Source organism: Intestinimonas timonensis, from assembly GCF_900626145.1.
Classification (GTDB): Bacteria; Bacillota; Clostridia; order Oscillospirales; family Oscillospiraceae; genus Intestinimonas; species Intestinimonas aquisgranensis.
This window is the reverse complement of sequence record NZ_LR130817.1, coordinates 1,720,284-1,743,503: the sequence shown is the minus strand read 5'-3', so window position 1 is coordinate 1,743,503 and position 23,220 is coordinate 1,720,284. Positions and strand designations below refer to the sequence as shown.

Sequence of the window (23,220 nt, the reverse complement as noted above, 5' to 3'; positions counted from 1 at the left end):
CCAAGTGTTTGCATGTGTTTTACCGGATGAAAGGCACAAATTGAGGGCCTTCCTTGATGTCGAGCAAAAGAGCGAAGCACAGGAAAGCCCTAAGAGAAATCGCCATTTCAAATTTGAAAAAAGATAGAAATTTTTTTGTCGTGGGCTTGACATACGGGTGCCGCAGATCGTGGAAGCGGTAATGCTGGACGCCCGCCCGCTTGCAGATGGTCTGGAAGCGGCAATAGAGCGCCCGGCGGGTTGTGGGGACGATGTGCTCGTCCTCCGTAGGCTTCATCAGGTCCTTGATATACTTCGGCAGCGGGAGATCCCGCTGGGAGCTATACGTCTTGGTGGTTTTCTCCCCCTCATCCACTAGGGCCCGGCGGATGTGGAGGACGTCGCCGTCCACGTCGGACCATTTCAGCCCCAGGATCTCCGACATGCGGAGGCCCATCCAGACGGCCAGCAGGATGGGCAGCTCGTCCCTGGTGCCCCGGGCGGCCTCCATGATGGCGGCCACATCCTCGCCGGACGGGACAGCGGCCTCATAGCGCCGTTTCTGCGGCATAGTGGTACGTAGGGCCATGTCCGGCAGATAGACCGCCAGGGCGGCGCTGAGCAGGCCGTGGGCGTTGCGCACGCTTTTGGGGGACTTCTTCTTCGAAAGCCCATTTACCCAGCGCTGTACGGCCTCCTGGGTGAGCAGCGGGAGTCTGGTGTCTGCGATATCCTCCATGTCGTTTTTGCGGACCCGCTTGTAGCCGGCCACCGTGGACGGAGAGAGCACACTGTCCTTGCTTTCGATATAGCGGTCCACGGCGTCGCCCACCGTCATGGATGTGACGGGCTTCTCCTTCTGTATGAGCCCAGCCTTGAGGGCCAGAGCCTTGGCGTGGGCCACGGCGGGGTCATCGTCCACCACAGAGATCCGCTTCCCAGCTACCATCACCTGGCAGCGCCAGGAGCCGGAGGGAAGCCGCACCGGAGTGGGGTTGGTCAACTTCTTCGCCATCACATGCCCTCCAGTAATCTGAGTATGTCAGTTTATTTCCACATAATTCCACTTGCTAATTTTTGGTTAGTATTGCCCGTTTACAATTTGCTAATTTGGAGTATATAATGAAGATGTGGAAGGAGTAATCCAACCACCAGATAAGAGAATGACGCCTCGTCTTCTGCTCATCTGCGTCCCAAAGAGGAGAGCCCCTACCTGGCTGCAAGAGTGGGGAGCGAAAAAAGCGGTGACCCTCCACCGTAAGTGAGGAACTAAAAATGCGGGATGGCATTGCTATCCCGCATTTTCTATAAAGAGAAGGACGGGAAACAGATGGGTAAATTCCGTTTTTATCATATCCGTGAGGGTTATGTAGATTATTTACATAAGATTGACAACCGGGTTCAACTGAATAAAGGACAGCGCCGCCCTTATGTGGGAATTGTTTTGTCCATCAATGGCTTTGACTACTATGTCCCGCTTGAGTCTCCGAAGCCGAACCATGTGAACATTAAATCGAGCGGACCGGTGTTCAAAAATAAATGCAAAGCCCTTGGGTTCGGCACTTCCCTTATGGTGGGAGGCTTACTGCCAAGGGCTTGAATCTACAACGGGGGGGTGACGGAGTCACATTCGTTGTACCACTATATTATGCCCCGGCGTCTTAGTTGTCAATACGCTAACGTCACTTTTGGTGAAACTGCTGATTATTCGAATATTCCATTTCTTGGACTTTTGAAGGCCGGGGCTGTAGCCCCGGCCTCTTGCATCTAAGTTAGTAACCTACGGAGGTTACCCCGTACTCCGCCTGCTCCTGCGTGAAACCCTCATACAGGAGCTGGTCAATGAGGCCCTCGCGGGAGAAGGAGGAAAAATCCAGGTAAGCCTGTGCCTTCTTAGCGGCTTGCTCTTTCCAGTCGGCTCCGCAGTTGTCCACTGCGTACTGCGCCTGCTCGGGAAGGAATCCCTCATAGGACAGCTGGTCAAACAGTCCGCTGTAGGAAAAGGCGGAGTAGTCAAGGTAGCTTCCGGCCTTCTTCAACGCCTGCTCGTTCCAGTCGGCTCCGCACTTGGCCACGGCGTACTGGGCCTCCTGGGTGGTATAGCCCTCGAATTCCAGCTGATCGATCAGACCTTGTGCAGAGAATGCAGAAAACGAAAGATAAGTATTTGCGGTAGCCAGGGCGTTCTTTTCACCCAGCGTGGCATCATCTACCGGGGGTACGGCGGGTTCAGAGTCGATCACTTGCGTCTCTTCCGCCAAAATGGGGGATGAGGTCGGTACGGTGCTCTCCTCGGAAGGTTGAGAAGAACAGGAACCAAGAAGAGCCAATGCGATCACCAGCGCAGAGATAGAGAAGAACCTTTTTTTCATTCTACTCACTCCTATTGTGCCATAAATCCGGCACTGTTTTGGGTACGCCTATTCTTCCGGCCCAGATGCAGAAAACTTTTTGTAGGTCATGACACCCAGGCAGACCGAAAGCACCAGGTAGATCCCTGCGAAGACAAACCACCCCGCCAGAGTCGTCAGCACCACCAGAGCCGAAAATAAAAAGAACATGCAGAGCAGGTGAACAGATCCAGTAAAAACGGACAGTGACAAAAGCCCCCCTGATGTAGGAAAATAGACTACATCAGGGGGTTTTGTCATGAAGAAACGAAATTACACACACGTTCAAATGCTTTTACCAGAGATCAAGGCCATGTTGGCAGAGGGGAAAACACAGCGGGAAGTCGCAGAATACTATGGCTTCCGGAATAAGCAGGTGGTAAAAAGACTACTTGAGCGTGAGCGCCGTAAAGAACGAAAACTGGAAGCCGGAATCCGCCCACGACCGAAAGGACGGCCGAGAAAAGATGCTGCGCCAGGAGACGTTGTGGCAGAGCAGGCCTGTGAGATCCAACGGCTTCGCATGGAAAATAAACTACTGCGGGATTTTCTGCGCTTCACAGAAAGGAAGTGAGAGCAAAGGTAAAGTATCATATCATCTATCGTCACAGGACAGAGTATCCAGTGGCAGTCATGTGCAAATTCTTTGGAGTGTCCAGAAGCGGCTACTATGCTTTTGTCCATCGCCTAGGCAAGCCAGAAAAGGATGCGGCTCTTGCGGGGCTCATCGCACAGCAGCGGGAACGCAGCTTCCGCACCTACGGCTACCGGCGGATGTGGCTGTGGCTGAAAAGCCGGAATATCTTCTGCAATCCCAAAACTGTGCTGCGAATCATGAAGAAATATGATCTGCTCTCGGAGATCCGCCGCCGCAGGAAATGGCAGCAGATGGGGCGGCAGGCACACAAATACAGGAATCTGCTGAACAGGGAGTTCCATGCGGACAAACCTAACAGCAAATGGGTAACAGACATCTCCTACATCCACACCAGGCAGGGTGTGCTGTACCTTTCCATAATCCGGGACCTCTATGACAACAGCATCATCGCCTACAAGACTGGAACCCAGCAGACAGTGAATTTGGTTCTGGATACCGTTCATCTGGCAATGAAACAGGAGAAAAAGAGGGTCGCTGCGGAGTTGCAGCTCCACAGCGACCAAGGATTTCAGTACACCTCTGCAGCATACTTCAATCTGACTCAAGCATACGGAATCACACCATCCATGTCAAGGAAAGGAAACCCGTACGACAACGCCATGGCGGAAAATTTCTTCTCTATCCTCAAAACAGAATGTATTTACCGCCACAAACCGGCGACCTTTTCCGAAGCCAATGAGATGATTGACCGCTATATTTACTTCTATAACCATGAGCGCATCCAGTTAAAAACTGGAGAGGCGCCGCTGGCGCGACGCCTCTCCGCTTAAAACTTAATCTTTCCTACTAAGGGCTCTTTTTTGTACTGTCCGCACAATCTGGGGCAGTTCACAGGAACCAGGGGCTGGTGAAAAATCGTTTGATGGGGTTCCGGGGCGGTGGCGGCTCCGGCGCGGAAGGCTGTCTGACCGTATCGGGAGAGGCCGGAGCGGGAACAGCTGGCTCAGGCTGTGCGGAGATCTGCGCCAGGATCTCTTCCAGAGTCATGGGCGTGGGTCTGTCGATGGCGCCGTATTCCATGCCAAGCTGGATAAAGAGCAGACCGGCGGCATAGCAATCGTCGGCGGCGCGGTGTGTCTGGAACATTTCAATGTCATAATACTCACACAGTGTACCCAGTTTATAATTTTCTACATCGTAATCGGAATCCCAGTCCAGACCGCAGTAGTTGCGATCCTCGTCCCACAGTTTTTTGGGGGACTTCAGCTTCTTGTGTGCGAGCTGTAAGGTGTCATAATACCGGCGCTTTTTCGCCAAAAAGTTCACCCCGTATTTGCACAGAAACCGGAGGTCAAACTTCAGGTTATGGCCGACGATGTTATCATCGCCAAGAAAATCTTCAAAGGATTTTGCGATGTTTGAAAACGCGGGAGCATTGGAAACCATTCCCAGGGTGATCCCATTGATTTCGCTGGCCTCGGCTGAGATCCCGCGTTGGGGAAACGCATAAGATGTAAACTTTTCGACGGGGACCCCGTCCCGGAAACGGATGGCGGCCACTTCCACGATCTCGTGTTTTGAGGGTGAGAGTCCGGTCGTTTCCACATCGATGGATACGAAATTGTAAATGGTCTTGTACGGAGTTTTGGAGGAAATACTGCTGAACTTAACGGAATCCAACTCTGTCATCGTTCTTTTGGCAGCCGGAACGGGGGAGATATCTACTGGGACGGCTGCTATTTCGCTGCTGTCATAAAACAATTTATCAATTCCTCCGTTCATTGTTGTATGGTTGCGTGCAACTTTCCCCTTTGTTCCTCCCTATGTAAAAGGCATAATCACCAAGGCCGGAAAGTGATGGGTTCTAACAAAAGTCGGTCACGAGCGCCCGAATGTCCAGCCGGTGCGCCCAGATCCGGAAAACAGTGGCCGGACGCCGGTGAAACTGCCTTGAAAGTTTGGGAGGGTGAAAAAATATATGTCTTGCAAATGCGCAGAAAAAAGCGTAGTGTGGAACCATACCCAAGCGAAATACAACCCGCACCACGCGGAGAAAGGGACGCCTGCCGAGAAACTCACCACCGCTCTGGAGCTGTTCCGTCAGCTTCAGGAGAAAGACCAGGTCACTTGTCTTGAGAATCTACAACTCCTCGCAGCTGGGCGATAAAAAGGTCCTGCTGTTCCGGTGTGAGCTTTTCGAACAACTGAACGAACTCTTTTTCACGCCCGTCGGCCTCCTGGCCGGCGGGTGCTTTTTTTTCGCCGGTTACAAGATATTCCACAGAAGTTCCTAGGGCGTCGGCAATTTGGGGAAGGTACTTTCGATAGGATTTCAATCCAGAGGTTCTCCATTTGCTTACAATTTTGTCGGTAGCTCCAATCAACTCTGCAAATTTCTTTTGCTCCATCCCAGACTGGTCTAGTAATAAAAAAATACGTTCAGCGGTATCCATACAACCACCTCCCTTGCGTCATAGTAGATAAAATTGAGATTACTATTTTATACAAATCTCCAATAATAGATAAAATTTCGATTTTACAATTGACAATCGAAAAAATTGAGATTATGCTTATGCCATAGCAACCGCAGGTTTTTCGGTGGGCAGGGAGGGGGGCTATACAATCAACCAAATCGAATGGTTTTGTGCTGGCTTTATGGCGGCATGCTTGGGTGTGGAGTTGTTTCTTATCCTTGAAGGCCCGGTTGCGGAGTTTGTTGGAGACCTCGTTAAAAGTGGCCCCGTTTCCTTGCATGGCTCAAGTGCTCCCGCATTTTGCCTCCTAGATCATTCACTTGCTCATCCACTGTCAGAGCTCCCGTTGGATTCGATGCAGCCCAATCCAGCACGAAAATGTAGAGGTTCTGGGCGTCCATGGCAATCTCACGAGAGGCAAACAACTGAAGCCGGTAAAGGGCAGCTGCGAGTTCGTTGCGCTCTGCAAGTCCACGGCGGAACACAAACTCGGAGACACAGCAGAGGTAGTCGGAATATGCCTTTGCCATCTCGGAGAAGTATGTTCCTGTCAAGGCGGTTTTCTGGCTTTGGTGTACAGAGTAAAGGGAGACACAGACAGCGAAAAAGGAGATTACGGAAGAAATAATCGCAAGGATATAATCCAATTCCATGTGAATGGTCCATTCCTTTTGATCCTCATGAAATTTCATGAAGAAAATAGCGCAGATTTGGGTGTATAACCTATGGTTTCATTCTACCACAGGAAACAATGACGAACAAGCCCTAAGAAGGAGGTGAGGCGGAATGAGAATCAAAGAGCACAGGGAAGCTCTCGGGCTGACACGGATACAGCTTGCCGACCGATTAGGAGTATCGACGGTCGCCGTGAGAAAGTGGGAGCTGGGAATGGCGAAACCAAGCGCGGACAAACTGCCTATCCTGGCCGATCTGCTCCATTGTACCATCGACGCCCTCTATGGCCGGGAGCCGCCCGGGGTGGAGGAAAAGGACGCAAGCTGAGGGGGGAGGTGAGCGGGATGGAAATCCCAAGGGATGCACTTATTTGTGCAGCAAGGCATTTTGTCGCGGCACATGAGAGCGCGCTGATGGAAGTTCCCGTCAACTTTGCTGCTGTATGCACAGGTTGCAGCTGTGCTGAAGACTGCCGGGGAGATTGGTTAAAGACGGCGGCCCCGGTTTTTGAGGCTGCCCAGGTTTTCCCGGCTGTCATGCGAGTCGATCAGCCTTGAATTTTCCGGAGCAGCGGGCAAGAGCGTCCATCCGGGCCATTGTGGTTACACCCATGTTCCATTAACTATCATACCCCTGTGAAGGAGGGTTTTACCATGCCGGAGGAATGCCGGAATATCTACAAGATCTGTCGTAAGGCCGCCGGGCTTACCCAAGAGGCGGCAGCGGAGCGGCTGGGCATCAGCGTGGAGTCCATGCGGGCTTATGAGACCGGACAGCGGACGCCGCCTGATGATGTGGTGGACCTTATGTCCATCCTGTACAATGCTCTGCATTTGATCGCATGGCATGCCCGTGAGAAAAACGCCATGTACAGCCGGGTGGTGCCGGAGATCCAGCCCCGGTCGGTGCTGGAGGCCAGCGCCAAGCTGACCAACCGCATCTACAAGTTTGCCGACTCTCACGCAGACCGGCGACTCATGGAGATCGCGGAGGACAACGTCATTGACGCCGATGAGCGCCCGCAGTTCGACGACATCCTGGACGAGCTCCAGGAGATCGTGGAGGCCGCCCTGGAACTGCGGTGCGCCCGACAGGGCGAGTGAGGAGGTATATTATGCCCAGAGTAGCACTGACACAGGCCCAGCGGGAGGAACAGCGGCTCCAGGATCGGGCCGAGCGGCTGGCCGACGGGCTGGCCGTATACAAACGCCGCCACAGGCTCAACAACTACGCCCTGGCCCGGGCCGTGGGCATCGGCCACGAGACCGTCTCCCGGCTCATGGCCGCAGACCGCACCGTCCGCCTGCCACTGGAGACCGCCTGGCGGCTGGAGCAGATCGCCAAGCTCGACAATGAGGAGGGAGCTATATGAGCGAGGACATCATTGCCGAGATCAGGGCCGAGCGGGCTGCCAAAGAAGCCAAGCGGGCCGAGGACTGGCCCAAGGCGCTGGACAAGCTGCATATCACCTTTGAGGCCAGCCACGGAGGCGGGTACCCCAAGTGTCTGGTGGACCGGGCCACGGAGGGGGAGCGGCTGCGCTACCTCCGGGAGTTGGGCTTCCGGGTACGGCGGCACTTTTGGTTTGAGACGACCGCCGATACCCGTGAGGAGCACTGGGTGGAGCTGTCCGGCGGGATCGTGTGCAGCCTGTCCAACGGCTGGGTGTGCGACAAGACACCCCTGTGAGTATCAACGAGGACCGTGCCGCCGCTGGGGCGGCGGGGATCAGGCGGAGCCGGCTCTTTCCCCCGGTGGGGCGTCTTGCCTCTGGACGCCGCCGCGACCCGCCGCGCCAGGAGCGGCACGGACATCATCAAGAGGAGGATCGTTATGGATTACATGGACGCTGAATGGCGTCCCGCCGGGAAAGGCTGGGGCGCACAGAGAGGGCGGAAGTATCCCTTTGCCCGCCTGCGCCAGGCCTGGCGGAAGATGACCCGGGCGGAGCGCCGACGGACCATGCGCATCCTGCGGGAGAGCGCGGCCTTCCTGGCCTGCATCGTGGTGGCCGTCGGGCTGCCCGGCTGGGTCGAGTACATCTTGTGAGGAGCGTGGTGGTATGGCAGAGCGACCGGCCTACTGGGCCGTCATCCCCGCCTCCGTCCGCTACGACCAGGACCTGCCCCCCAACGCCAAGCTGCTCTATGGGGAGATCACGGCCCTGAGCAATGCCAATGGGTATTGCAGTGCCCACAACGCCTACTTCGCTGGGCTTTTTGGCCTGGGCGAAAAGAGCGTCAGCCGCCTCATCGCCATCCTGGCCAAGGGCGGATACCTGCGGGTGGAGGTCATCCGGAACGAGAAGAACGAGGTGGTGGAGCGGCGCACCGTCCCCATTTACGGGGTGGATGGAGTGTGCCCCCCTCCCCTCAAAAATGAGGATACCCCTCCCCCCACAAGTGAGGGGACCCCTCCCCCCAAAAATGAGGAGGAGAATAATACAAGTATAGAATATATACCCCCTATAGTCCCCCAAGGGGGACAGCCCGAAAAACCGAAAGAACCGAAACGGAAGCGGGCGCCCAAGAGCGTGCCCACCTGGAAGCCGGAGCGCTTCGAGGCTTTTTGGAAGTTCTATCCCCGGCATGAGGACCGGGTGAGCGCCGTCCGGGAATGGGACAGGCTCAAGCCGGACGACGCTCTCATCGACACCATTGCCCGGGCCCTCAAGCGGCAGGTGCAGAACAAGGACTGGGCGGTGCCATACGCCTCTGATGCACTTTGACCGCCCTTCGGGGCGGTCTTTTTTTGCCCATTTGGACCGGGGAAAACCGGTAAACTGAATACAAAGGAGGACACGACAGGGCCGGAGACCGGCTGCCCGGAGGGGGCGTCGTGTCCGTTTATTTTTGTTGGAAGGGGGAAAGGGCGTGGAGCTCATTGAGCGGATGATCGCCGCCGGCCTGGACCGGGCCAGCGCCGCCGAGGCGGCTGCCTGGTATCTGTCCCAGGGGGATGAGGACGGCCTGGAGTCCTATGTCATCGCATTGGAGGGCCGTAGGAGATGAACGTGAAGTACTACAACCCAAACCCCGAGGGACGGAACGTGGGCGACTGCACCGTCCGGGCGCTGTGCAGGGCCATGGATAAGGAGTGGGAGCCCGTTTACACCGCCCTGTGCCTCCAGGGCTACCAGATGCGGGACATGCCATCCAGCAACGTCGTCTGGGGGGCCTATCTCCGGGCCCAGGGCTTTCGGCGGGCGCTGGCCCCCGAGGACGTGACCGTGGAGGAGTTTGCCGCCGGCCACCGACAGGGGACCTACATCCTCACCCTGTCCGGCCATGTGGTGTGCGTCCAGGACGGTGCCCTCTATGACACCTGGGACAGCTCCCATGAGATCGTGCTTTATTACTGGACCAAGGAGGAGGAGTGACCTGTGGGCTACCCATATGTACCCCAATACTACCCGGCGCAGCCGCCCATGATGGACAATCTGGCCCAGCTTCGGCAGCAGCAGTACACGCCCCAGCCCACGCCCCAGATGCCCGCCCCCCAGCAGTCCATGGTCTGGGTGAGCGGTCAGCAGGAGGCCATGGGCTATCTGATGGCCCCCAACTCCGCCGTTGCCCTGTGGGACTCCAACGCGCCGGTGATCTACCTCAAACAGGCCGACGCCTCCGGGCGGCCCACCATGCAGGTCTTTGACCTGGTGGAGCGGGGCACGGCCAAGGCTGCCCCCGCTGCTCCGGCGGTGGAGTACGCCACGAAAGCCGAACTGGACGCCCTGGCGGCCCGTGTGGACGCCCTGGGCAGGAGTGAAAAGGAGGATGCGGAATGAACCCGTTTTTTAACGCCATGGGCGGCGGTATGGGCGGCAGCCCCATGCTGGGCCAGTTCCAGCAGTTCATGCAGCAGATGCGGGGCAAGGACCCCAACGCCATGATCCAGGAGATGGTCCAGAGCGGGCGCATCTCCCAGCAGCAGCTCTATCAGGTCCAGCAGCAGGCCCAGCAGATGCAGGGCATGTTCGAGGGCCTGCGGGGGATGTTTGGGAAATAAGCAAAGTGTACTTTCAATATTTGCTGACAAAGATGAAAGTTTGATGCAACTCAGTCTCAAAATCCGTGGCCACGGTTTTGAAATACAACAAAAGGAGAATGACCATGTCTCTTACCAATGACGGCGGCGCTGTGCTGACCATGCCCGTACAGCCCGCCAACACCAACGGCGGCTCCGGCTTCGGCTGGGGCGGCGACTGGATGTCCTTTATCGTGCTGTTCCTTATCTTCGGTCTGTTCGGCGGCTGGGGCGGCTATGGCGGCTTCGGCGGCAACGCTGGCGGTTCCGGTTTCCAGGGCTTCGCCACCCGAGCCGACATCAACGACGGTTTCGCACTCAATAACCTCCAGGGCGGCCAGCGGGACATCCTGGGGGCCGTGCAGAGCGGCTTCCACGGTGTGGACAATGCCGTGTGCAATCTGGGCTATCAGACCCAGATGGGCTTCAACGGCCTTGGCGCTCAGCTAGCTCAGTGTTGCTGCGACACCCGCGAGGCCATCGGCCAAGTGCGCTATGACATGGCCGCCCAGGCCTGTGACACCCGCAACACCATCCAGAATACCACTCGGGACATTCTGGAGAACAACAACTCCAACACCAGAGCTATCCTAGACTTCCTGACCCAGGACAAGATCTCCACCCTGACTGCCGAGAACCAGAGTCTGAAGCTGGCCGCCAGCCAGTCCAACCAGAACGCCGTCCTCATGGCGGCCATGGACGCCAACAAGGCGGAGATCCTGCGCCGGACCGGCGCGGAGTGCCCCACGCCTGCCTATGTGGTCCAGCCTCCCCAGCCCGTGACCTTCCCAAACTTCTGCAACGGCGGCTGCGGTTGCGGCAACGGCTGCGGCTGCTGACAACTGCATGATCCAGCTTCCGAGGATCTCTCGGATGTTCGGCCCCGAGCCGATACACAACAACAACGGCGGGGGCAATCGCTCCCGCCGTACATTTTTTGAAAGGAAGGATCTTATGGCCGAGTATACCAACGCCGGGATCGCCACTGTGGCACCCGGCCAGAATGCGCCCCTCAGCGAGACGGCGGCCTCCGGCAACGCCAGCATCGTACACCGGGCCGGCGCTGGGCTGGTGACTCTTCGGGGGCTCACCAACCAGTGTCGGGCAAAGTTCCGCGTGGCATTCGGCGGCAACATCGCTATCCCTGCCGGCGGCACCGTGGAGGCCATCACGGCGGCCCTCACCATCAATGGGGAGCCCCTGCCCACCTCTGTGGCCACGGTGACCCCTGCCGCCGTGGAGAACTATTTCAACATCTACGTCTCCGCCTCGGTGGACGTGCCCCGTGGCTGCTGTGTCACGGTGGCCATGCGCAACACCAGCGCCCAGGCCATCAACTTCGCAAACAGCAACATGGAAGTCGTCCGGACGGCGTGAAAGGAGTGGAAGCATGAGAGCACTTTACGAGCTGAAAGAAAAGCTCTGCATGGAGCTGGAGGAGATCAACCAGAAGCCCGATATGGGCGCCGGTGATCTGGAGATCGTCCACAAGCTCACCGACACCATCAAGAACATCGACAAGATCTGCATGCTGGAGGAGGAGGGCGGGCAGTCCCGTTCCGGTGGGTCTTATGACGGCGGCTCCAGCTACCGCCGCCGCCACTATGTCCGTGGTCATTACAGTCGGGACGGGTACAGCGGCAATCACGGCGGTTACAGCCGTGACGGCGGCTACTCCCGCCACGACGCCAAGGAGCAGATGATGGAACAGCTCCAGGAGATGATGGAGTCCGCCTCCACCGAGAAGGAGCGTCAGGCCATTCAGCGGTGCATGGACCAGATGGGACGGGAGTAATTCCGTGTGCAATCCCGTGTGCAATTTTGCAGTTTCGTGTGCAATCATCGTGTTACACAAAGTAACATTGTGTAACAGTTAAAAACACCGCAAACCATTGCAGGAGTAAGAAAATCCCCGTAACCGTTGAGGCTACGGGGATTTCTTTTTGGTGGAGGCGGGGGGAGTTGAACCCCCGTCCGAAAACGTTTTGACAGGAACTTCTCCGGGCGCAGACGGTTTATTGGAATTCCCTTCCCAGAGCGCGAGCCGTCACGCTCAGAGGGTCGGTAGCTTCATCATTCATGGTACGCTCAAAGCTTTACGCACGCACGGTCCCCACTAAAATGACGCCCCGAATCGGCTCGTGGGCCTTCCGGCCGGGACGGTCACGGGCTAATTAGGCCGCGACGAGTTCGTAATCGTTGTTGTTCTTTAATTTATAAAGAATGCCCGTTTTAAGGTGGCCAGGCGCCACCGCCCGCTATTCCTGCCTCCGCGTCCCCGTCGAAACCGGTACGCCCCCTCGTCGAGGCAAAGTCCACTCTGTTCGGGACACCCGCCAAAGGCGGCTATCCCTCACCCCGCTCCCTTGCCTCTCCTCTCCAAACCGACCCGCTTGCGCTGGGCTCCGGTTTGGTTTGGGGATATGGTCAGGTCACGGCATCTGTTTACAGGCTTTGCCCTGTGGCGGCTCCGCCGCCGTGCGGTAGGAGAGACAGGCGCTCCCCCCTCCCCGTTCCGGGGAGGGGAGCACGCCGATTTTTGATTTACACCTTCTCAGGGGCGGGGTAATCCACGCCGAAGGTCTCCACGGTCATGGACTTGATACGCTGATCCTCCAGCGGCTTATCCATGTAGTTCCGCTTGGCATTCACGATGGCATCGGCCACGTCCATACCCTCGACGACCTTGCCGAAGGAGGCATACTGGCCGTCCAGATGGGGCGCCTCCTCCACCATGATGAAGAACTGGCTGCCGGCGGAGTTGGGGCTCATGGCACGGGCCATGGACAGCACACCCCGCTCGTGCTTCAGCTCGTTCTTGAAGCCGTTTCCGGTGAACTCACCCTTGATGGAATAGCCCGGGCCGCCCATGCCGGTGCCCTGGGGGCAGCCGCCCTGGATCATAAAGCCGGGGATCACGCGGTGAAAGATCAGCCCGTCATAGAAGCCGGACTTGACCAGGCTCACAAAGTTGTTGACCGTATTGGGTGCCACCTCAGGATAGAGCTCGGCCACCATCTTTCCGCCGTTCTCCATCTCGATGGTCACGATGGGATTCTGAGCCATGGGAAAACACTCCTTTCAAATCAGGGCACAGGACATCATCCCGCCCCTATGTCGCTTTTTTAATAACGGCTGCGGTCCTTCCGGGCCCGGTCCATCTCCCGCTTGGCATCCCGGGCGGCGGCGGCGTCCCGCTTGTCGTAGAGCTTTTTACCTTTGCACAGGCCCACTTCCAGCTTGATGCGGGGGCCTTTGAAGTAGACCGACAGAGGCACCAGCGCGTAGCCGTCCTGCTTCACCTTGGCGAAAAGCCGCAGGATCTCCCGCTTGTGCATGAGCAGACGGCGAGGCCGCAGGGGGTCACGGTTAAAGATATTCCCCTTCTCATAGGGGCTCACGTGCATGCCGTGGACCACCATCTGCCCGTCCTTGATGATGCAGAAGGCGTCCTTCAGGTTCACGTTGCCCATACGGATGGACTTGACTTCCGTGCCGCACAGCTCGATGCCGGCCTCGTATTTGTCCTCCACGAAATAGTCGTGATAGGCCTTCCGATTGGAGGCGATAAGTTTGACCGGGGCGTGATCCATGGCGCGCCTCCTTTCTCAGGACTGGAAAATGATTATACCACACTTCCATGCGATTTAAAAGCAGAACTTTGCCCCGGCCAGCTTTTTTCCGACCGGGGCAAGTCTGTTTCAAGCTCAGAAATCGCAGCGGACGATACACTCCAGGGTCTTGCCGTCCACGGTACAGGTGATGGTGGTGTTTCCCTCGCCCACCGCAGTGACGGTGCCGTCACCGGAAATGGTGGCCACAGAGGTGTTGCCGATGTGCCAGGTGGGCGTGGAAGAGGTTCCGGACACCTTCATCTGGAACTTCTCACCGGCGCTCTGAAGCGTGAAGTCGGTGCGGTTGAGGCTCAGGGAACCGGTACTGGAGGTGGAGCTGGAGGAGCTGCCGGCGTTGGAGAAGCTGCACCGCACAGTGCAGGTCTGTGTGGTACCATCCCCCATGGTGGCGGTGATGGTGGTACTGCCGTTCTTGGTACCGTGGGTGACCAGACCGGTATCGTCCACGGTGGCCACGTCGGGATCGCTGCTGCTCCAGGTGATGGTGCCGGTGGCGCCGTCAGGCTGGAAGGTGACAGTGAGCCGCACCGGGTCGGGGTAGTTGTCATTCATAGTGAAGTCTTCCCGGCTCAGAGTAAAGCCAGTGGCCGTCTGCCCGGCGGGAACGGTGGGCTCCGGCGCGGTGGTATCCTCGGGCGCAGTGGTGTCCTCAGGGAGGGCACTGTCCGTGGGCAACGGTGTCTCATCAACGCCCTGCGTAGTGGTTACAGGTGCGGTATCCTCCGGCAGCTGGTTCATCTCTCCCCGGTTCACCAGGGGCATGATCTGGGTCACCACGATCCAGATGGCGGCGGCGATAATGACCAGGGGCACCACTGTGCCCACGATGCGCAGCGGCGTCCAGGGTTCCCCCCGCCGTCCACCGGCCAGCCTGCGGCCCCCTCGTCCCTCCCGGGACTCCTCCTCGTCTATATCATCCAGGTGCTCCCCGGACTGACGCTTCTCCTCCTCTGCCTTTTCATCGCAGAAAGGGCAGCGTTTATATGTTACAGAATAATCCTCACCGCAATTCGGACAGCGGATAACGGCTAATCGAGTGCCAGTGCCACGCTTATTGGCCATATACTATAATCCCCCTTGGTCTTTCTCTGATCGCATGTCATGTATATAGTACATGTTTCGTTGAAAATCGTCAACCTTACGTTGGAAGAAATAATGGAATGTTTACAATTTTATGTCGACCACTCAGGCTTGACCACGCCCTGAGACATGCCTATAATGTAGTGGTATCACTGATTTCTATGGTGACAGGAAAGGATGTGGCGGCGTGAAGGACGCGATGACGGCCCAAGCCATGCACAAGCAATACAGCGATGGGGTGACCGCCTTCCGGCAGCACATCGCCAACCCGGCCATGCGGCAGATGTTCAACACCTGTGCCGACGAGTTCCTCCGCCAATGTGCCCTTGGCGTCTGGCAGGCTGACGGCGGCGCCGTCACCCCGCAGCACGTGGAGTGGTACAACGCCATCTACTGTAAGGGTAACCCTGTCCCCTCCGCGCTCTTTTGGGAGCTGAGCACCGCCGTGGCCGAGTATCCCGGCTTTCAGCCCCCCGCCTTTTTCCGCAAAATGATGGACTACGACAAGGCCTATCATCAGACCACCGCCCGGCGCTTTGTGGACCTGATGACCTTGATGCTCCTCCTCTTTGCCGCTGTGGACGGGGCGGTGAGCGATCGGGAGGCCGGTTTTGTCAATGCCTGCGCCGATACGCTTTCCGCTCTGTGCGCTCAGGGCGGTCTGGCCAGTGAACACCCCCGCACCGACGCCGGAGACTTCGTCACTCGCCGGGGGGACAGCCCCGCCCCTGCCGCCAAGGGGGCACTGGAGGCCGCTTCTGAGAAAGAGACGGCTCTGCCCCCAGAAAAGTTGGAGGACCTGCTCTCCGAGCTGGACAGCCTGTGCGGCCTAGACAAGGTAAAACGGGATGTGAAGAGTCTCATCAACCTGGTGAAGGTCCGCAGGCTCCGGGAGGAGCAGGGCCTGCCCGTCCCTCCCATGTCTCTCCATCTGGTCTTCATGGGCAATCCGGGCACCGGAAAGACCACTGTGGCCCGTCTGCTGGCCCGGATCTACCACTCCATCGGCGTCCTGCCCAAGGGCCAGCTGGTGGAGGTAGACCGCTCCGGCCTGGTGGCCGGCTTTGTGGGACAGACCGCCATCAAGACCAGTGAGGTCATCCAAAAAGCCCTGGGCGGCGTTCTCTTCATCGACGAGGCCTACGCCCTCTCCAGCCACGACAACGCCAACGACTTCGGCCGTGAGGCCATCGAGACCCTCCTCAAGGCCATGGAGGACCATCGCTCCGACCTCATTGTTATTGTGGCTGGCTACACCGCCCTCATGGGAGATTTCATCCACGCCAACCCCGGCCTGGAGAGTCGCTTCAACAAGTACTTCTATTTTGATGACTACAACGGCGAGCAGCTTTTCTCCATTTTTCAGTCCATGTGCGAGAAGAACGGGTATACTCTAAGCAATGACGGAGCAGAATATTGTAAATCGTATTTAAATTCTCTCTACGAGGAACGGGATGAAAACTTCGGAAACGCCCGTGACGTGCGCAATCTCTTTGAGCGGGCGGTGGCCCGGCAGGCCGACCGGGTGGCCGGTCTGACATCTCCCACCCGGGAGCAGCTCATGGAGCTGACTACAGCTGACCTGAAGGAGCCGGAATCAGAGGACAATCCATGAGTCTCGCGGTTTACAAAATCTTTTCAAAAAAATTTTTAAAACCCCTTTACAAATCCCCTGCAAAGTGGTATAGTATGGACAGTTCAGAAAACAGTAATGATTCCTATTAGCGAATATATACAAATTCTTTTTGACTGGAGGACTTTGACTTATGAAGAAGTTTGTTTGCACCGTCTGTGGTTATGTGTACGAGGGCGAGACCGCTCCTGAGAAGTGCCCCCTCTGCGGCGCTCCCGCTGAGAAGTTCAAGGAGCAGGCCGGTGAGAAGACCTGGGCTGCCGAGCACGTGGTGGGCGTGGCTCAGGGCGCTCCTGAGGAGATCCTGCAGGGCCTGCGCGAGAACTTCGCCGGCGAGTGCTCTGAGGTCGGTATGTACCTGGCCATGGCCCGTGTGGCTCACCGCGAGGGTTACCCCGAGATCGGCCTGTACTGGGAGAAGGCCGCTTATGAGGAGGCTGAGCACGCTGCCAAGTTCGCCGAACTGCTGGGCGAGGTCGTGACCGACTCCACCAAGAAGAACCTGGAGATGCGTGTGGACGCCGAGAACGGCGCTACCGCCGGCAAGTTCGAGCTGGCCAAGAAGGCCAAGGAGCTGAACCTGGACGCCATCCACGACACCGTCCACGAGATGGCTCGCGATGAGGCCCGTCACGGCAAGGCTTTCGAGGGCCTGCTGAAGCGCTACTTCGGCTAATCTTCTAACAAGAAGGAGAACGAACATGGATAAGTATGTTTGCCCCTGTGGCTACGTCTATGATCCCGCTGTTGGCGATCCTGATAACGGCGTGGCTCCCGGCACCCCCTGGGAGCAGGTCGCTGAGGATTGGGTCTGCCCCATCTGCGGCATGGGCAAGGATGTCTTTGAGAAGGAGTAAGTCCTGATACAGAAGAGAGGGAGCCAGGTGACTGGTTCCCTTCTTTTCTGCTACCTTAATCGCCGAAGCGTGCAACTTGGTGTGCAACTTTTCCTCTCTTCACACTTTTTTGACTTTCACATGTGCAACTCACCAGAATTGCACCTATATCAAGCAGTTTTCACCGCTTAATACCATCTTTTTGAGAAAAGCCATCAACTTTTATGAAGTTTTGGCCTAATCAGAAGGAAAATCAGAGACTTTTCTTCGGATGGAAGCCAAACGGGATCAAAATTGCCGGTTTTCTCTTCATTTCAGCAGCCCTTTTGGGCTGCTTTTTTCATGCTTTGATTATATCACATGTCACTATTAAAGTACAGGTTTTCTCTCTGCCCATGCTATTCCTCCGCCGCTGTCTGACCCGCCTGGGCCTGCTCCATCAGGCCGTCTATCTGGCCGGCCTCCGGGCTGTCCGGGTACTTCTCCAGCAGTTCCTGGCCCAGGGACACCGCCTGATCCCAGTTCTCCGCCTCCAGGGCCGTCTCCATGTCGGAGAGCAGAGCAGCCGGCAGGGCGGCCTCGCACTTCTCGATCAGATCCTCCGCCTTGTCCGCCGCCCGGGTGCCGGGGTACTCGTCCAGCACCTCATTGGCCGTAGTGATGGCCAGCGTATAGGAGCCATCGTTATAGTAACCCTTTGCCTCCTTGTAGAGGTCCCCGGCAGGGTCGTCGAGCAGACTGGGGAGAAACAGGATCAGGCACAGCACCAGGGAGACCCCGGCCACAATGGCGCCAGCAATGGCCTGGCCGGTCTTTGTAGGCGTCCTTTTAGCCTTTCGGAAAACCAATACTGCCAGTACAATGGCCACCACATCCAACACCATGCCGATGAGCAGGAAACCGGTGAGAAAACCCAAAATAGAAAGCACCAGTGCGGCCACACCCAAACCGGAACCCGCCTTGCTCTCTGGTCCCGCGGGCTGCGGCACAATGCTGCCGCACTTCTCACAGACGACCATGCCATCCTTCAATTTTTCACCGCATTTTGGACAGAACATACCCTCTCCTCCTCGTTTTTATTCCGTTCGAAGTTCTTTACCAGTATAACAACTGCCGCCCCGGCATACCATATCCCGGCTGCATAGTGTTTTCTATTGGAAATAAAGGCATAAAAAATGTGTGCCGCGGAGAACCTCCGCGGCACACATTCAGCCGATCGTATGGTCTTGTAGCAGGGTCAGTTGCCGGCGCCCAGTTGGAAGGAAGCGCACTCAGTGGAGCCGCAGTCGGTGACCTTGCTCTGGCAGCTGCCCACCCGGATCTCATTGAGGGTGCAGTGGTTCTTCTCCTTGCAGTGGTAGGCACAGCTGGCTACGGTGCAGGCAATGCTGGGGTTGGCGTTCTTGTTTTCCATGGTACTAGACCTCCTTTTTTGGTACAGGCCTAGTATACCCTGCGCGGCGTAGTCTATTCCTTTGTTTTCTCCTCTTCCGGACGTACCACCTGGGGGATGAAGCGTCGGGCAAACCGGCCCTTGCCCCGAGATTTGACGTAAAAATAGCCGATGATGGAGAAAACCACCGCACCGATAAAGTTGACGAAGAGGTCCTTCATGGTGTCCAGGATGCCGATGTCCAGGTAGCCGCCCAGGCCCAGGGCATGCTGGGTGCCGTCGGCGGTGACCACGATGACGTCGGTGATGTTTCGAATGGCGGTGGGATGGTTGCCCCCCTTCGGGTCCAGCATCACCGAGGAGATGGTGTTGACCACCGTGTCCTTCTGCATATCCAGGAAGAAAAACTGGTCCATGGTGCACTCAAAAAACTCCCACAGCACTCCGATGGTCATGGAGAAGCAGAAAGCGGTGATAGCCAGAAAGAGCGGGGAGAGCTGAATGGAAAAGCGATCGCTGCGGTTGAGGATGTCCACCAGGGCAAAGCCAATGGCGGCGCACAGGAAGCCGTTGATGGTGTGGAGCATGGTGTCCCAGTAAGGGAAGGTAATATAGTAGGCCTGGATCTCCCCCAAGATCTCCGCAGCGAAGATGAAGAGCATGATGATGATCTCCAGGGTATCCGGCAGGTCCACATGGATCTTCCGCTCGATGAAGGTGGGAACCAGGAACAAAATGAGGGTCAGGACGCACAGGAACACATTTTCAAAATTGCCCTTGACAAACTGAGCGATCAGCACCAGGATGACCGCCAGGCGCAGGACGATGTAGACCGTGACCACCGCGCCTTTTTTCTCCCGAAGCTCTTCTATGGTGTTCCGCGGCCTTCCGGAGGAATCTGTTTTTTTCTTCGCTGCCATTACTTGGCTCCTTTCAATTTGGACTGCGAACCATCCCTCTCTAACAGCGGAGACAGGCGGTTCAGTTTTTCGCTATTGTATCATAACCGCCCCCCTCCGCGCAACCACCGGCCTCCTCCGGCATAGGATGGGACGAGGTGATCATTTTGGACCTGAAGAACAACCAGATCCTGGTGGGGACCCTGTTGGATACCCCTGCCTCCCGCGCCGTCTTCCAGCGGCGCTTCGGCAAGCTTCTCAAGCACCCCATGGTACCCGCCGCCCGGGGCCTGACCCTGGAACAGCTGTTGGGCTTCGCCCGGCTCTACTTACCGAAATCAGTCATCCAGGACACCCTGGAGGAGCTGCGCCGCCTGTAACAAAAACCGGCGTCCTTCCGCTCTACGCGGTGGGACGCCGGTTTTTATGTCTGTTTTTACCGGACGGGAGGCAGGGAGATCTTGCCCATAATGGCGGCTGCCTTGGCCCCGGTGACACCGGGAAGCACATTGGGCTTTTCCCGGACGCAGCAGTCGGCCAAGATGGCAAAGGCCACGGCCTCCTTGGCGTCGCTGCTCCAGCCCAGGTCCTCCTGGGTGAGGACCTTTACGCCGTAAGGGGCAAAGCGCTCCCGCAAAAAGCCCAGCAGAGTGGCATTATAGCTGCCGCCGCCACCCACCACCAGTTCGGTGGCCTGCCGTTTCGGAAGCACATACCGGGCATACGCATCTGCAATAGACCAGGCGGTAAGATCGGTAACAGTGGCCAGCAGATCGGCGTTGGACAGGCCATGGATGCGCTGGTAATCCAAAATCTGATCCACATATTGTACCCCAAACCGCTCTCGCCCCGTGGTCTTTGGCAACGGCATGGTGTAATATGCGTCCTGCTGGAGCATGGCCAGCAGATCCTGATCCACCTTACCCTCCGAGGCCATGGCGCCGCCGGCGTCGTAGGTCTTCTCCCCGCCGGTGAGGGCGCTCACCACGGCGTCAATGATCATATTGCCCGGGCCGGTATCAAAGGCGTATACCGCCTCCGGGCCCTCGTCGCCAGGAAGGACGGTCATATTGCCGATGCCGCCGATGTTCTGAAGGAGGATAGTCTCCCCCGGGCGGCGGTAGAGCATATACTCAGAGAAAGGCACCAGGGGGGCGCCCTGTCCACCCACTGCCATGTCGGCCACCCGGAAGTCGGACACCGTAGTGACCCCCGTCCGGGCGGCGATTACCGCGCCTTCGCCGATCTGCACGGTAAAGCGCACCGGAAAACCATCCTTCTCACAAGGCTCCGGGGCGTGCCAGATGGTTTGGCCATGAGAACCGATGAGGTCCACGTCGGCCAGGGTGAGTCCCGCCTTCTCCACCACGGAGACCACCGACTGGGCGTAAATCTCCCCCATGAGAAAATTCATGTAGCCGATCTTGTCCACCGTGGCCGTCTCAGGCCGGAACAGAGGAAAGATCTGCTCCCGCACCTCCTCCGGCCAGGGCCGGTCCTCAAAGGCCAGCAGACGCACCTCCGGCGCCTCATCGGTGCCGCCGATCTCCACCAGGGCGGCATCGATGCCATCCACCGAGGTACCCGACATGAGTCCCACCACCCGGCGGACCTGCTTCTTCCGGATCTCTTCCAGCATGACCTCTATGCCTCCTTTTTCCCCTGGTCAATGGCCTGGGCCAGCCGTCCCTCACACCGGTCCAGCAGATCCTGGGCCGCTTCCCGGTCCAGTCCGCTCTTGGCCATGAGGATGGCCAGCTTTACGTGGCCACCGGCCCCTTCCAGGAAGGTCTCCGCCTCCTCCGGAGTCAGGCCGGTGGCGTGGATGATGAGCCTCAGGGCACGGTCCCGCAGCTTTTTGTTGCTGGCCTTCAGGTCCACCATCAGGTTCCCGTAGACCTTGCCCAGCTTGATCATGGAGCAGGTGGTCAGCATATTGAGCACCATCTTCTGGGCGGTACCCGACTTCATACGGGTGGAACCGGAGATGACCTCCGGGCCCACCAGGGGGGCGATGGTCACATCACACAGCCCCTCCAACCTGGACCCGGCGTTGGTGCACACTCCGATGGTGATGCTCCCCCGCTCCTTGGCCCGCCGGAGAGCGGCCAGCACATAGGCGGCGCTACCGCTGGCGGTGATGCCCACCACCGCGTCGTCCGGCCCTACCTCCAGGCCGTCCACTAGTGCGATGCCGTCTTCCTCGCTGTCCTCACACCCCTCTACCGGGTGGCGCAGGGCGATATCTCCGCCGGCGATGTAGCCCTGGACCATGTCCGGGTCCACGCCGAAGGTGGGCACGCACTCGGAGGCATCCAGCACCCCAAGCCGTCCGGAGGTACCGGCCCCCAGATAGATGAGCCGTCCGCCCCGCCGGAAACACCCGTAGATCAGGTCCACCGCCTGGGCGATGTGGTGCCGCTCGGCCCCTACCGCCCCGGCCACCAGGGCGTCCTGACGGTTGATGAGCGCCACCATCTCCTCCGTGGTGCAGGTATCAATATTCTGTGTCTCCGGATTGACCCCCTCGGTAGCCAGACCGGCCAGATAGTTATCCATGGGAACACCTCCAACTCTGTTCCCTCTCAGACTATCCCATCTCCCCTACGTTGTCAACAAGATTTCACTTTGTTTCCAAAACATGAAACAAAATTTTAAAACCTATAGACTTGCCTGGCACTTTTTGCTATACTGGATAAAAAGCATGGGGAGGGTTCCGGCATGGCTTGTACACTTTTCATTAAGGAGTGCCTGGATTACCTGACCGAGACAGAGCGCCGATTGGCCACCTACCTGCTGGACCACAGCCGGGAAGTTATCCATATGAGTGCCAAGGAGCTTTCCACCCAGTGCGGCACCTCACCGGCGGCGGTGGTGCGTCTGTCTCAAAAGCTTGGCTTCAAAGGCTTTACCGCCCTGAAACTGGAGCTTGCAAAGGAGTCCGGCCAGGAGGAGCCCGACGCTTTCCAGTCCGCCATCCGAGACAATGACGACATGGAGACCATCGTCCGCAAGGCCGAGCAGATCCATCTGCGCAATACCTCTCTCACCTATCAGATGGTCAACGTCTCAATTCTATCTCAGGCGGTGGAGGAGATCTGCGCCGGCCGGCGCATCCACCTCTTTGGCGTGGGAGCTTCGGGGCTGCTTGCCCTGGACTTTCTCTACAAATCCTCTCGCATCGGCATCCCCGCCTTTTACCACTCTGATGCCCACACCAATCTTGCCACCGCCTCTCTGCTGGGACCGGAGGACATTGTCATCGCCATCAGCTATTCCGGCGAGACCCTGGAAACGGTGCTGGCCGCCAAGGCGGCCAAGGAGCGCGGGAGCAAAGTTATCGCCATCACCCAGGCCAACCGCAACACCCTTTCCCGTCTGGCCGATTACCCCCTCTACATCCCCAGCGAGGAGCGTGAATTCCGGGTGGGCGCCATGACTTCCCGGACCTCCGGCCTGCTCATCCTGGATCTCCTCTATCTTGGCATCGCCAAGCACGACCCTGAGCGCACTCAGGAGAACCTCCGGCAGACCCGAGAACTGATTCGCGCCTTTCAGCGGGAATAAAATTTTAGCGCTGTTGGCTTTTTTCTTGAAATCATATT

At 57.7% G+C, this 23,220-nt stretch carries 34 protein-coding genes and 1 other RNA gene; 21 read left to right on the top strand and 14 right to left on the bottom strand.

Features of this window, described 5'->3' with window-relative positions; all coding sequences use genetic code 11:
• Nucleotides 1-19: 19 nt before the first annotated feature.
• On the bottom strand, nt 20-994 hold the full coding sequence (locus E0E29_RS15390) for a tyrosine-type recombinase/integrase (RefSeq protein ID WP_130850587.1): 975 nt from the start codon (nt 992-994) through the stop codon (nt 20-22).
• Nucleotides 995-1,309: 315 nt separating this feature from the next.
• On the opposite strand from E0E29_RS15390, the gene E0E29_RS15385 reads away from it, so the two are divergent.
• A complete protein-coding gene (locus E0E29_RS15385) occupies nt 1,310-1,579 on the top strand; it encodes a type III toxin-antitoxin system ToxN/AbiQ family toxin (RefSeq protein WP_165449929.1) in 270 nt (89 codons plus the stop codon).
• Between the two features lie 172 nt (nt 1,580-1,751).
• On the opposite strand, the gene E0E29_RS15380 is transcribed toward E0E29_RS15385, so the two are convergent.
• Nucleotides 1,752-2,222 (bottom strand): Ltp family lipoprotein, encoded by a 471-nt coding sequence (locus E0E29_RS15380; RefSeq protein WP_207303616.1) that lies wholly within the window; start codon nt 2,220-2,222, stop codon nt 1,752-1,754.
• Between the two features lie 406 nt (nt 2,223-2,628).
• Between E0E29_RS15380 and E0E29_RS15375 the strand changes: the two genes are divergently transcribed.
• The gene (locus E0E29_RS15375) at nt 2,629-2,943 is read left to right on the top strand and encodes an imidazolonepropionase (protein ID WP_130848458.1); all 315 of its coding nucleotides are present in this window, start codon (nt 2,629-2,631) and stop codon (nt 2,941-2,943) included.
• Nucleotides 2,940-3,797, top strand: a complete 858-nt coding sequence (locus E0E29_RS15370) for an IS3 family transposase (RefSeq protein ID WP_130848459.1) — start codon at nt 2,940-2,942, stop codon at nt 3,795-3,797. The genes E0E29_RS15375 and E0E29_RS15370 overlap by 4 nt, the downstream gene beginning before the upstream one ends.
• 58 nt (nt 3,798-3,855) lie before the next feature.
• Here E0E29_RS15370 and E0E29_RS15365 read toward each other — a convergent pair whose 3' ends face one another.
• From E0E29_RS15365 to E0E29_RS15355, 3 genes are all read right to left on the bottom strand, one after another.
• A complete protein-coding gene (locus E0E29_RS15365; protein ID WP_165449928.1) occupies nt 3,856-4,656 on the bottom strand; it encodes a 3'-5' exonuclease in 801 nt (266 codons plus the stop codon).
• Between the two features lie 434 nt (nt 4,657-5,090).
• Nucleotides 5,091-5,420 (bottom strand): hypothetical protein, encoded by a 330-nt coding sequence (locus E0E29_RS15360; protein WP_130850583.1) that lies wholly within the window; start codon nt 5,418-5,420, stop codon nt 5,091-5,093.
• A 275-nt stretch (nt 5,421-5,695) separates the two neighbouring features.
• Complete coding sequence (locus E0E29_RS15355) at nt 5,696-6,094, bottom strand: hypothetical protein (RefSeq protein WP_130850582.1); 399 nt, start codon at nt 6,092-6,094, stop codon at nt 5,696-5,698.
• A 133-nt stretch (nt 6,095-6,227) separates the two neighbouring features.
• On the opposite strand from E0E29_RS15355, the gene E0E29_RS15350 reads away from it, so the two are divergent.
• From E0E29_RS15350 to E0E29_RS15295, 13 genes are all read left to right on the top strand, one after another.
• Nucleotides 6,228-6,443, top strand: a complete 216-nt coding sequence (locus E0E29_RS15350; protein WP_130850581.1) for a helix-turn-helix domain-containing protein — start codon at nt 6,228-6,230, stop codon at nt 6,441-6,443.
• A gap of 326 nt (nt 6,444-6,769) precedes the next feature.
• Entirely contained in the window at nt 6,770-7,219 is a 450-nt protein-coding gene (locus tag E0E29_RS15345) for a helix-turn-helix domain-containing protein (protein ID WP_130850580.1), read from the top strand.
• Between the two features lie 11 nt (nt 7,220-7,230).
• On the top strand, nt 7,231-7,488 hold the full coding sequence (locus E0E29_RS15340; RefSeq protein ID WP_130850579.1) for a hypothetical protein: 258 nt from the start codon (nt 7,231-7,233) through the stop codon (nt 7,486-7,488).
• Complete coding sequence (locus tag E0E29_RS15335) at nt 7,485-7,805, top strand: hypothetical protein (RefSeq protein WP_130850578.1); 321 nt, start codon at nt 7,485-7,487, stop codon at nt 7,803-7,805. The genes E0E29_RS15340 and E0E29_RS15335 overlap by 4 nt, the downstream gene beginning before the upstream one ends.
• A 144-nt stretch (nt 7,806-7,949) precedes the next feature.
• Nucleotides 7,950-8,165 (top strand): hypothetical protein, encoded by a 216-nt coding sequence (locus E0E29_RS15330; protein WP_130850577.1) that lies wholly within the window; start codon nt 7,950-7,952, stop codon nt 8,163-8,165.
• 13 nt (nt 8,166-8,178) lie between these two features.
• Nucleotides 8,179-8,844, top strand: coding sequence for a helix-turn-helix domain-containing protein (locus E0E29_RS15325; protein WP_130850576.1), 666 nt, complete (start codon nt 8,179-8,181; stop codon nt 8,842-8,844).
• Between the two features lie 145 nt (nt 8,845-8,989).
• Nucleotides 8,990-9,127: a hypothetical protein gene (locus tag E0E29_RS18315; RefSeq protein ID WP_165449927.1), complete on the top strand. Its 138-nt coding sequence runs from the start codon at nt 8,990-8,992 to the stop codon at nt 9,125-9,127.
• Complete coding sequence (locus E0E29_RS15320; protein ID WP_130850575.1) at nt 9,124-9,495, top strand: hypothetical protein; 372 nt, start codon at nt 9,124-9,126, stop codon at nt 9,493-9,495. The genes E0E29_RS18315 and E0E29_RS15320 overlap by 4 nt, the downstream gene beginning before the upstream one ends.
• A 3-nt stretch (nt 9,496-9,498) precedes the next feature.
• Nucleotides 9,499-9,900, top strand: coding sequence for a hypothetical protein (locus tag E0E29_RS15315; protein WP_130848952.1), 402 nt, complete (start codon nt 9,499-9,501; stop codon nt 9,898-9,900).
• Nucleotides 9,897-10,121, top strand: coding sequence for a hypothetical protein (locus tag E0E29_RS15310; RefSeq protein WP_130848951.1), 225 nt, complete (start codon nt 9,897-9,899; stop codon nt 10,119-10,121). The genes E0E29_RS15315 and E0E29_RS15310 overlap by 4 nt, the downstream gene beginning before the upstream one ends.
• 104 nt (nt 10,122-10,225) lie before the next feature.
• Nucleotides 10,226-10,978 carry a hypothetical protein gene (locus E0E29_RS15305; protein ID WP_242622377.1) on the top strand — a complete coding sequence of 251 codons (753 nt, stop codon included), beginning with the start codon at nt 10,226-10,228 and terminating at the stop codon, nt 10,976-10,978.
• Nucleotides 10,979-11,093: 115 nt separating this feature from the next.
• Entirely contained in the window at nt 11,094-11,516 is a 423-nt protein-coding gene (locus E0E29_RS15300) for a hypothetical protein (RefSeq protein ID WP_130848950.1), read from the top strand.
• Nucleotides 11,517-11,529: 13 nt separating this feature from the next.
• Complete coding sequence (locus tag E0E29_RS15295; protein ID WP_130848949.1) at nt 11,530-11,934, top strand: hypothetical protein; 405 nt, start codon at nt 11,530-11,532, stop codon at nt 11,932-11,934.
• 149 nt (nt 11,935-12,083) lie between these two features.
• Here E0E29_RS15295 and ssrA read toward each other — a convergent pair.
• The 4 genes from ssrA to E0E29_RS15275 form a co-directional block, all read right to left on the bottom strand.
• Nucleotides 12,084-12,439, bottom strand: a transfer-messenger RNA (tmRNA) gene (ssrA, locus tag E0E29_RS15290).
• A 244-nt stretch (nt 12,440-12,683) separates the two neighbouring features.
• Nucleotides 12,684-13,205, bottom strand: coding sequence for a peptidylprolyl isomerase (locus E0E29_RS15285; RefSeq protein WP_130850574.1), 522 nt, complete (start codon nt 13,203-13,205; stop codon nt 12,684-12,686).
• A 59-nt stretch (nt 13,206-13,264) separates the two neighbouring features.
• A complete protein-coding gene (gene smpB, locus E0E29_RS15280; RefSeq protein ID WP_130850573.1) occupies nt 13,265-13,732 on the bottom strand; it encodes an SsrA-binding protein SmpB in 468 nt (155 codons plus the stop codon).
• 114 nt (nt 13,733-13,846) lie between these two features.
• Nucleotides 13,847-14,836, bottom strand: a complete 990-nt coding sequence (locus tag E0E29_RS15275; protein WP_130850572.1) for an Ig-like domain-containing protein — start codon at nt 14,834-14,836, stop codon at nt 13,847-13,849.
• Between the two features lie 205 nt (nt 14,837-15,041).
• Here E0E29_RS15275 and E0E29_RS15270 point away from each other — a divergent pair, with 205 nt between their 5' ends.
• The 3 genes from E0E29_RS15270 to E0E29_RS15260 all read left to right on the top strand — a co-directional run bounded on the left by E0E29_RS15270 (nt 15,042) and on the right by E0E29_RS15260 (nt 17,344).
• On the top strand, nt 15,042-16,469 hold the full coding sequence (locus tag E0E29_RS15270; RefSeq protein WP_130850571.1) for an AAA family ATPase: 1,428 nt from the start codon (nt 15,042-15,044) through the stop codon (nt 16,467-16,469).
• 151 nt (nt 16,470-16,620) lie between these two features.
• Nucleotides 16,621-17,163, top strand: coding sequence for an NADH peroxidase (locus E0E29_RS15265; protein ID WP_130850570.1), 543 nt, complete (start codon nt 16,621-16,623; stop codon nt 17,161-17,163).
• A gap of 25 nt (nt 17,164-17,188) precedes the next feature.
• Complete coding sequence (locus E0E29_RS15260; RefSeq protein ID WP_008981660.1) at nt 17,189-17,344, top strand: rubredoxin; 156 nt, start codon at nt 17,189-17,191, stop codon at nt 17,342-17,344.
• A 377-nt stretch (nt 17,345-17,721) separates the two neighbouring features.
• Here E0E29_RS15260 and E0E29_RS15255 read toward each other — a convergent pair whose 3' ends face one another.
• From E0E29_RS15255 to E0E29_RS15245, 3 genes are all read right to left on the bottom strand, one after another.
• Complete coding sequence (locus E0E29_RS15255) at nt 17,722-18,381, bottom strand: zinc-ribbon domain-containing protein (protein WP_130850907.1); 660 nt, start codon at nt 18,379-18,381, stop codon at nt 17,722-17,724.
• Nucleotides 18,382-18,560: 179 nt separating this feature from the next.
• Nucleotides 18,561-18,737 carry a DUF1540 domain-containing protein gene (locus E0E29_RS15250; RefSeq protein ID WP_130850569.1) on the bottom strand — a complete coding sequence of 59 codons (177 nt, stop codon included), beginning with the start codon at nt 18,735-18,737 and terminating at the stop codon, nt 18,561-18,563.
• A 53-nt stretch (nt 18,738-18,790) separates the two neighbouring features.
• Nucleotides 18,791-19,636, bottom strand: coding sequence for a DUF2238 domain-containing protein (locus E0E29_RS15245; RefSeq protein WP_130850568.1), 846 nt, complete (start codon nt 19,634-19,636; stop codon nt 18,791-18,793).
• A gap of 137 nt (nt 19,637-19,773) precedes the next feature.
• On the opposite strand from E0E29_RS15245, the gene E0E29_RS15240 reads away from it, so the two are divergent.
• A complete protein-coding gene (locus tag E0E29_RS15240; RefSeq protein ID WP_242622523.1) occupies nt 19,774-19,995 on the top strand; it encodes a hypothetical protein in 222 nt (73 codons plus the stop codon).
• Between the two features lie 56 nt (nt 19,996-20,051).
• On the opposite strand, the gene E0E29_RS15235 is transcribed toward E0E29_RS15240, so the two are convergent.
• Both E0E29_RS15235 and murQ read right to left on the bottom strand, forming a co-directional pair.
• The gene (locus E0E29_RS15235) at nt 20,052-21,254 is read right to left on the bottom strand and encodes an anhydro-N-acetylmuramic acid kinase (protein ID WP_130850567.1); all 1,203 of its coding nucleotides are present in this window, start codon (nt 21,252-21,254) and stop codon (nt 20,052-20,054) included.
• A 5-nt stretch (nt 21,255-21,259) separates the two neighbouring features.
• Complete coding sequence (gene murQ, locus E0E29_RS15230) at nt 21,260-22,174, bottom strand: N-acetylmuramic acid 6-phosphate etherase (RefSeq protein WP_130850566.1); 915 nt, start codon at nt 22,172-22,174, stop codon at nt 21,260-21,262.
• Between the two features lie 162 nt (nt 22,175-22,336).
• Here murQ and E0E29_RS15225 point away from each other — a divergent pair, with 162 nt between their 5' ends.
• A complete protein-coding gene (locus E0E29_RS15225) occupies nt 22,337-23,182 on the top strand; it encodes a MurR/RpiR family transcriptional regulator (RefSeq protein WP_130850565.1) in 846 nt (281 codons plus the stop codon).
• Nucleotides 23,183-23,220: the final 38 nt, after the last annotated feature.